Annotated in this window: 9 protein-coding genes; 5 read left to right on the forward strand and 4 right to left on the reverse strand. The window is 71.7% G+C overall.

Features of this window, described 5'->3' with window-relative positions; genetic code table 11:
* The first annotated feature begins 44 nt into the window (after nt 1-44).
* On the forward strand, nt 45-1166 hold the full coding sequence (locus A5701_RS05670) for an epoxide hydrolase family protein (RefSeq protein WP_067749704.1): 1122 nt from the start codon (nt 45-47) through the stop codon (nt 1164-1166).
* On the opposite strand, the gene A5701_RS05675 is transcribed toward A5701_RS05670, so the two are convergent.
* Nucleotides 1163-1993 carry an oxygenase MpaB family protein gene (locus A5701_RS05675; RefSeq protein ID WP_067749686.1) on the reverse strand — a complete coding sequence of 277 codons (831 nt, stop codon included), beginning with the start codon at nt 1991-1993 and terminating at the stop codon, nt 1163-1165. The two genes, A5701_RS05670 and A5701_RS05675, sit on opposite strands and share 4 nt — an antisense overlap.
* A 61-nt stretch (nt 1994-2054) precedes the next feature.
* Between A5701_RS05675 and A5701_RS27995 the strand changes: the two genes are divergently transcribed.
* A complete protein-coding gene (locus tag A5701_RS27995) occupies nt 2055-2207 on the forward strand; it encodes a hypothetical protein (protein ID WP_156669934.1) in 153 nt (50 codons plus the stop codon).
* A gap of 30 nt (nt 2208-2237) precedes the next feature.
* A complete protein-coding gene (locus A5701_RS05680) occupies nt 2238-3182 on the forward strand; it encodes a cobalamin biosynthesis protein (RefSeq protein WP_067749687.1) in 945 nt (314 codons plus the stop codon).
* Here A5701_RS05680 and A5701_RS05685 read toward each other — a convergent pair.
* From A5701_RS05685 to A5701_RS05695, 3 genes are read right to left on the reverse strand one after another with little or no spacing between them, the layout of a single operon-like run.
* The gene (locus A5701_RS05685; protein ID WP_067749689.1) at nt 3164-3991 is read right to left on the reverse strand and encodes an SURF1 family protein; all 828 of its coding nucleotides are present in this window, start codon (nt 3989-3991) and stop codon (nt 3164-3166) included. The two genes, A5701_RS05680 and A5701_RS05685, sit on opposite strands and share 19 nt — an antisense overlap.
* Nucleotide 3992: 1 nt before the next feature.
* Complete coding sequence (locus A5701_RS05690) at nt 3993-4490, reverse strand: low molecular weight protein-tyrosine-phosphatase (RefSeq protein WP_067749691.1); 498 nt, start codon at nt 4488-4490, stop codon at nt 3993-3995.
* Nucleotides 4483-5175 carry an HAD-IA family hydrolase gene (locus A5701_RS05695; RefSeq protein WP_197498854.1) on the reverse strand — a complete coding sequence of 231 codons (693 nt, stop codon included), beginning with the start codon at nt 5173-5175 and terminating at the stop codon, nt 4483-4485. The genes A5701_RS05690 and A5701_RS05695 overlap by 8 nt, the downstream gene beginning before the upstream one ends.
* 82 nt (nt 5176-5257) lie before the next feature.
* Here A5701_RS05695 and cobC point away from each other — a divergent pair, with 82 nt between their 5' ends.
* Complete coding sequence (gene cobC / locus A5701_RS05700) at nt 5258-6286, forward strand: Rv2231c family pyridoxal phosphate-dependent protein CobC (RefSeq protein WP_067749692.1); 1029 nt, start codon at nt 5258-5260, stop codon at nt 6284-6286.
* Nucleotides 6283-7140, forward strand: an 858-nt coding sequence (locus A5701_RS05705) for a YqfO family protein (protein ID WP_067749708.1), incomplete at its 3' end; no start/stop codon positions are given. The genes cobC and A5701_RS05705, both read left to right, overlap by 4 nt.

The following is a 7140-nucleotide window of genomic DNA, read 5'->3' on the forward strand; positions in this document are numbered from 1 at the left end:
CACCGTGGCGGTGTGGCAACCTCAGGAGCGTGGACGAGCAACCCGTGGAACCGTTTCGCATCGACGTCCCTGAGGACGTCCTGGAAGACCTGCGCTCCAGGCTGGCGCGCACCCGATGGCCGGAAGCCGAATGCGTGGACGACTGGAGCCAGGGCATGCCGCTGGCCTACACCCGCGAGCTGGCCGGCTACTGGGCCGACGAATACGACTGGCGCTCACGCGAAGCCGCGCTCAACCGCTTCGACCAGTTCACCACCCAAATCGACGGGCTGGACATCCATTTCATCCACCAGCGATCGCCGCACGACGATGCGTTCCCGCTGCTGATCACCCACGGCTGGCCCGGCTCGATCGTCGAATTCCACAAGGTGATCGAGCCGCTGACGAACCCGGCGTCCGGGCGCGCAGAGGACGCCTTCCACGTCGTCTGCCCGTCGCTGCCCGGATACGGGTTCTCCGGAAAGCCGACCCGCACGGGCTGGGGCGTGGAGAAGATCGCCGAGGCGTGGGAGGCGCTGATGCTGCGCCTGGGCTACGACCGCTACGGCGCCCAGGGCGGCGACTGGGGCGCCGCGGTGACCACGCAGATCGGGCGAAACCGGGGGCACTGCGTGGGAATCCACCTCAACATGCCGATCGGGCGTCCGACGCCGGAATCCCTGAAGAACCCGACGGACGAGGAGCGGCGGGCGATGGCCGCGCTGGCCGAGCACCGCAAGTGGGGCACCGGCTATTCCAAGCAGCAGTCCACCCGGCCGCAGACGCTGGGCTACGGGCTGGCCGATTCGCCGGTCGGGCAGCTGGCGTGGATCGTCGAGAAGTTCTGGGCGTGGGCCGATTGCGATGGCCATCCGGAGAACGCGTTCACCCGCGACGAGCTGCTCGACAACGTGATGGTCTATTGGGTCACCGACACCGCCGCGTCGTCGGCTCGTCTGTATTGGGAGAGCTTCAGGGTGTTCGGGCAGCTGGACCGTGTCGAATTACCCACGGGGGTCGCGGCTTTCCCGCACGAGCTGCTGAAGGCGCCGAGAAGCTGGTGCGAGCCGGTCTACAACATCACGCATTGGACCACGATGGAGCGCGGCGGACACTTCGCGGCGTTCGAGCAGCCGGAGCTGTTCGTCGACGACGTCCGCGCGTTCTTCGCGACGATCCGGGGCTAGACGATTCGCCAACCCCGCCGCGCACGAAATCGCATGTCCCACAGGTAGATTTGATACCCGAGGAGCCAGACCCCGTGCGGCAGGAAGAGGTCGGCCAGCCGCAGCGCGGACAGCAGCCACTCGAACCGGCGCTGCCGGCCCCGCGACCAGTCCAACCGCATCAGCGCGCGAAACTCCGGAGCCAGGAAACCCGTCGTCGCGAACAGGTTGAACGGGCCGGCCAAAACCCGCAACGGCCAGGGCAGGAACGCCAGCGACGCCACGCCGCGCAGATGCTCGCGCACCGGGGGGTCGATGCGCAGCTCGTCGAGCGAGCGCTTCCAGTACGCGTCGAAGGCCGCCCGGTCCGGCGGCCACATGCCCTCGGGCACCTGCAAAGTGGCGCCCAGCCGGGCGGCGTCGAGGTAGACGGCGTCGGCGGTGGTGTCGTCGAGCGGGCCGTGCAGGAATTCGTGCTGGTCCACGAAATAGCGGTACAGGCACGCGGCCACCCACAGCTGCAACTTGGGGTCGAAAGCGTTGTAGGGCACCGGGCTTGACGACGTCGAGCGGACCTGCCGGTGCACGGTGTCGACGGCGCCGCGAATCAACGCGCGGTCGGACTCGGTCCCGATGGTGGCGGCCGCGAGGTAGGTGCCGGTGGTGCGGGCTCGCTTGAACGGATGCTTGTAGACGTTGCCGCTGTCCACCGGGCTTTCCAGCACCCCGTACCCGACGCCCGGCAAGGACAACTGCATGATCACGTTCGCGGCCGGGAGCAGCAGTGCCGCCGGGTTCAGGAGGTCGGCGACCCGGGTCGCGGGCCGCTTCGTCGCGGACGACGCCATGCCTTCGAGTGAACCACGACCCGGACGTTAGAACCGGCCGAAAACGGGCACGCCTAGCAAAATGAGCACCCCATTCGGCGTTCCGGCCACGGGCCCGGCGCGCCACCGGGCGACCGCGTCGACGGCCACGTTCGACTCACCCTTGCTGATCTGGTGGGTGATCGTCGTGCTGATCGCCGCGGTGATCGTCGCGGGCCTCTTCGCCATGGCCTAGCGCTCGGCACGCGTGTGAGACGCTGCCAGGGTGTTGGCGACGCGGACGCGGCTGGCCGGCGTGCTGGCCGGCTACCTGGCCGACGTGGCGCTGGGCGACCCGGCGCGGGGGCATCCGGTCGCGGTGTTCGGCCGGGCCGCGGCGGGGCTGGAGCGCGTGACCTACCGCGACGCCAGGGGCGCGGGGGTGGTGCACGTCGGCGTGCTGGTGGGAGCGGTGGGCCTGCTGGGCGCCGCGCTGCAACGGGCCGCCGCGCGCGGCGGTTGGCCCTGGTCGATCGCGGCCACCGCCGCCGCCACCTGGGTGTCGGTGGGCGGGACCTCGCTGGCGCGCACCGGCTTGGCGATGTCGGAACTGCTGGAACGCGGGGACATCGAGGGAGCGCGCCGCCTGCTGCCCTCGTTGTGCGGCCGCGATCCGGCCTGGCTGGACGCCGCAGGCCTGGCGCGTGCGTCGCTGGAATCGGTCGCGGAGAACACGTCCGACGCCCAGGTGGCGCCGCTGCTGTGCGCCGCCGTGGGCGGGGTGCCCGCGGTGCTGGCGTACCGCGGCATCAACACGCTGGACTCCATGGTGGGCTATCGCTCGGCGCGCTATGCCCGATTCGGTTGGGCCGCAGCACGATTGGACGACGCAGCCAACTACGTCGCCGCCCGGGTGACGGCGGCGCTGGTGGTAGGTTCGGCGCCCTTCGTCAGCGGGTCGGCTTCGGATGCGGTGCGGGCCTGGCGCCGTGACGCCGCCCGGCACCCCAGCCCCAACGCCGGCGTCGTCGAGGCGGCCTTCGCCGGGGCGCTGGGCGTGCGCCTCGGTGGGCCCACGCAATACCACCACGAGTTGCAGATCCGGCCCACCCTGGGCGACGGCCACGAGCCGACGGTGGCCGACCTGCGGCGCGTGGTGGCGCTGTCGCGGACGGTGCAGGCGGGCGCCGCCGTCGTGGCGGGGCTGCTGTGTTACCTGCGGCGGCCGTAGCGGTCGGCGAGTTTCGCCTCCACGGTCTTCGGCGGTTCCGGGGCCCGCGCAGCCGCGGCCGGGGGTTGCTTTTCCCGGCGGCGGGCGCGGATCTCGGAATACACGAAGTAACCCAAACCCAGCGGCGCGACGATGCCGAACGAAATCCACTGGATGCCGTAGGACAGGAACGGACCGGCGTCCAGGTGCGGCACGCCGATGACGCCGAGCCCGCCGGGCTGGTCCTCGGTCAGCTGGAGATAGGACCCGGCGAGGGGGACCTTCATCAGCGCAGCGACCTGTTCGGTGTTGATCGAATACACCTGCTGCACACCGTCCTGGGTGAACGGGTCCTTGCCCGGGACGACGGCCTCGGAATCGCGCAGCCGCGCGGTGATGGTGACGGGTTCCCGGGGCGGGCGGGGGAACGGCGGCACCTGGGAGCCCTGCTCGGGCCGCACGTAGCCCCGGTCGACGAGGACCGTGGGCCCGTCGTCGACGACGAACGGCGCCAGCACCTCGAACGCGGGTTTGCCCTCGATCACCCGCAACCGCGCCAGCACCTGGAGGTCGGGCAGGTAGTGCCCGGTGGCCGTGACGCGGCGCCACTGCGCGTTCGGGGCCGCCGAACCTTGCTGCGGCAGCAGGCTTTTCAGGGGAACAGGCTCGGTGTTGAGGGAATACTCGATCTGGCGGTTCTCCCGCGACGTCCGGTTGTGCTTGCCCAGTTGCCACGGCGCCAGCACAGTGAAGCACAGGTAGGCGAACGCGATGACCACCAGCGCCAGCGCGATCCAGCCGGGCCGCAGCAAGAACGTCAACCGACGCATGTCAGGGCGATCCGTTCCGGTCCAGCCGATCGTCGACCCAGGCGTGCAGGCCGGGCAACGAGGCCTCGATGACGGTGAACACGTCCTCGAAGTCCCGCGCGTCGCCGTAGTACGGGTCCTCGACGTCGAGGGCGTGGGCGCCCGAACGCGGGTCGAACGACCTCAGCATCCGCACCCGCTCCTCGTCGACGCCCAGCTCGCGCAGCATCCGAAGATGGTTACGGCCCAGGGCCACCACCAGGTCGGCCGCCAGATGGTCCTCGCCGACCTGGGCGGCGCGGTGGTCGGTGGAGTAACCGTGGGCGCGCAGCACGTCGGTCGCCCGGTCGTCGGCGCATTCCCCGACGTGCCAGTTGCCGGTGCCCGCGCTGGTCACCCGCACCGCCTCGGCGAGGCCGCGGCGGCGCAGCTGGTCGGCGAACATCTTCTCGGCCATCACCGACCGGCAGATGTTGCCGGTGCACACGAACGTCACGTGCAGCGGCTCGCGCTCAGACACCGAGCACCGCCCGCAGTTCGTCGACGGTCGCGGCGTGCGTCACCGCCGTGGCGCCGGCGGCGGTCGCCCCGTCGGGGAAGTCGTCGCGGCCGTAGCCCCAGCCGACCACCACGGTGTCGATCCCGTGCGCGGCCGCGCCGTGCACGTCGTGGCTGCGGTCGCCGACCATGAGCACCCGATCGGGCAGCGGCTGCAGTTGCTCCAATGCGTGCGCCAGCACCTCGACCTTGGTCTTGCGCGAGCCGTCCGGGCTCGCCCCGGCGATGACCTCGAAATGCCGATCGAGCCCGAAATGGGCCAGGATGCGGCGCGCCGTCGGCTCGAGCTTCGACGTGGCCACCGCCAGCCGGGCGCCGGCGGCCTGCAGGTCGGCCAGCAGCGGCTCGATACCGTCGAACAGGGTGTTCATCGCCCAGCCGCGGTCGGCGTATTCGGCGCGGAAGGCCGCGATCGCCCGCTCGGCGTCCTCGCCCAGCATGGCGTGGAATGTGTCGTCCATCGGCGGGCCCACGATCTGGGCCACCAGGTCGCCGTCCGGCACGTCCACGCCGACCTGCTCGAGCGCGTGCAGGAAGCTGGCCACGATCCCCTCCGCGGAGTCGGTGAGCGTGCCGTCGAGGTCGAAGATCACCAGCTCGGTCGCCAGGCGTGGCGAAGGGCGATCGGTGGACGTTGAGCCTGTCACCTCACCATTGTCCTCGATGCCCCGCGGCCGGGTGTGCCGGTGTCGCTGCCGCGCCCCGGCGCGGCCCACTAGTGTTTCTCGGATGGCGAGTCTGAACTTGACCCCGCCTGCGGCGCGCTATCACGGTGATCAGGCCGTCGCACCCGGGATGCTGGATTTCGCCGTCAACGTCCGTCACGCCCAACCACCCGAATGGCTGGTGCGGCGGCTGGCCGCGCGGCTGCCGGATTTGGCGCGCTATCCGAGCGCCCAGGACGTCCGGGTGGCGCAGGACGCGGTCGCCGAGCGGCACGGCCGGGCGCGCGACGAGGTGCTGCCGCTCGCCGGGGCGGCCGAGGGGTTCGCGCTGTTGAGCAACCTGCGTCCGGCGCGGGCGGCGATCGTCGCGCCCTCGTTCACCGAGCCGGCGGCAGCGCTCACCGCCGCCGGGGTGGCCGTGCACCATGTGGTGCTCGAGCCGCCGTTCGGCCTGGACGGGGTGCGAATCCCCGACGACGCCGACCTGGTCGTGGTCGGCAACCCGACCAACCCCACCTCGGTGCTGCACACCCGCGAGCAGCTCCTCGCGCTGCGGCGGCCGGGCCGCATCCTGGTGGTCGATGAGGCGTTCGCCGATGCGATCCCGGGCGAACCGGAGTCGCTGGCCGGTGACTCGCTGCCCGACGTGGTGGTGCTGCGCAGCCTGACCAAGACCTGGGCGCTGGCGGGGTTGCGGGTGGGCTACGCCCTGGGCTCACCGGAAGTCCTCGACCGGCTGACCGCTCAGCGCGCCCACTGGCCGGTGGGCACACTGCAGCTGACGGCGATCGCGGCGTGCTGCGGCCCGCAGTCCGTCGCCGAAGCGGCGGCCGGTGCCGAGCGTCTCACGGAGTTGCGCGCCGAGATGGTGGACGGTCTGACGTCGGTGGGTGCCGAGGTGGTCCACGGGCGGGCGCCGTTCGTCCTGTTCCGCCGCCCGGACGCCGTTGAGATCCGAAACAAGCTGCGAGACAAGGGGATTGCCATCCGTCGCTGTGACACGTTCGTCGGCCTGGACCAACGGTACCTGCGGGCCGCGGTGCGCCGGGAATGGCCGCTGCTGGTCGAGGCCGTCTCGGAGGTGTGCGCGTGAGCGTGCGGCTGGCCGACGTGATCGACGCGCTGGACGAGGCCTACCCACCGGGGCTGGCCGAATCGTGGGATTCGGTGGGCCTGGTGTGCGGGGACCCCGATGATGCGCTCGAGTCGGTGACCGTGGCGGTCGACGCGACGCCGGCCGTCGTTGGCGAGGTTCCCGACGGCGGGCTGCTCTTGGCCCATCATCCGTTGCTGATGCGCGGCGTCGACACGGTGGCGGCCAGTACGCCCAAGGGCGCGCTGGTGCACCGCCTGATCCGAACGGGGCGTTCGCTGTTCACCGCGCACACCAACGCCGACTCGGCCGCCCCGGGCGTCTCGGACGCGCTCGCCGAAGCCCTCGGCCTCGCCGTCGAAGCACCGCTGGAGCCGCGGACGGCCGCGACCGACCTCGACAAGTGGGTGGTCTACGTGCCGCGCGAGAACTCAGAAGCGGTGCAGGCGGCCGTGTTCGAGGCCGGCGCCGGGCACATCGGCGACTACTCGCACTGCAGCTGGAGTGTCAGCGGCATCGGCCAGTTCCTGCCGCACGAAGGGGCGTCGCCCGCGGTGGGCAGCGTCGGCACCGTCGAGCGGGTGGCCGAGGATCGGTTCGAGGTGGTCGCGCCCGCGCGGATCCGGGGAGCCGTGCTGGCGGCGATGCGCGCCGCCCATCCCTACGAGGAGCCGGCGTTCGACGTGTTCGCGTTGGTGCCCGCGCCGGGCGACGCCGGGCTGGGGCGGATCGGCGCCCTGCCCCGGCCGGAACCGCTGCGCGACTTCGTGTCCCGCGTGGACGCCGCGCTGCCGCGGACGGCGACCCGGGACACCGGCAGGTCGGGATCGCCCGCCGCGCGGACCCCCCAGGCC

The sequence above is a fragment of the Mycobacterium sp. E3305 genome, assembly GCF_001666785.1.
In the GTDB taxonomy this organism is placed as follows: domain Bacteria; phylum Actinomycetota; class Actinomycetes; order Mycobacteriales; family Mycobacteriaceae; genus Mycobacterium.

Bases quoted from the DNA above. Each gene is read 5' to 3' on its own strand.
- A5701_RS05675 (WP_067749686.1), bottom strand. From the start codon at position 1,993: ATGGCGTCGTCCGCGACGAAGCGGCCCGCGACCCGGGTCGCCGACCTC.
- A5701_RS27995 (WP_156669934.1), top strand. From the start codon at position 2,055: ATGAGCACCCCATTCGGCGTTCCGGCCACGGGCCCGGCGCGCCACCGG.
- A5701_RS05685 (WP_067749689.1), bottom strand. From the start codon at position 3,991: ATGCGTCGGTTGACGTTCTTGCTGCGGCCCGGCTGGATCGCGCTGGCG.
- cobC (WP_067749692.1), top strand. From the start codon at position 5,258: ATGGCGAGTCTGAACTTGACCCCGCCTGCGGCGCGCTATCACGGTGAT.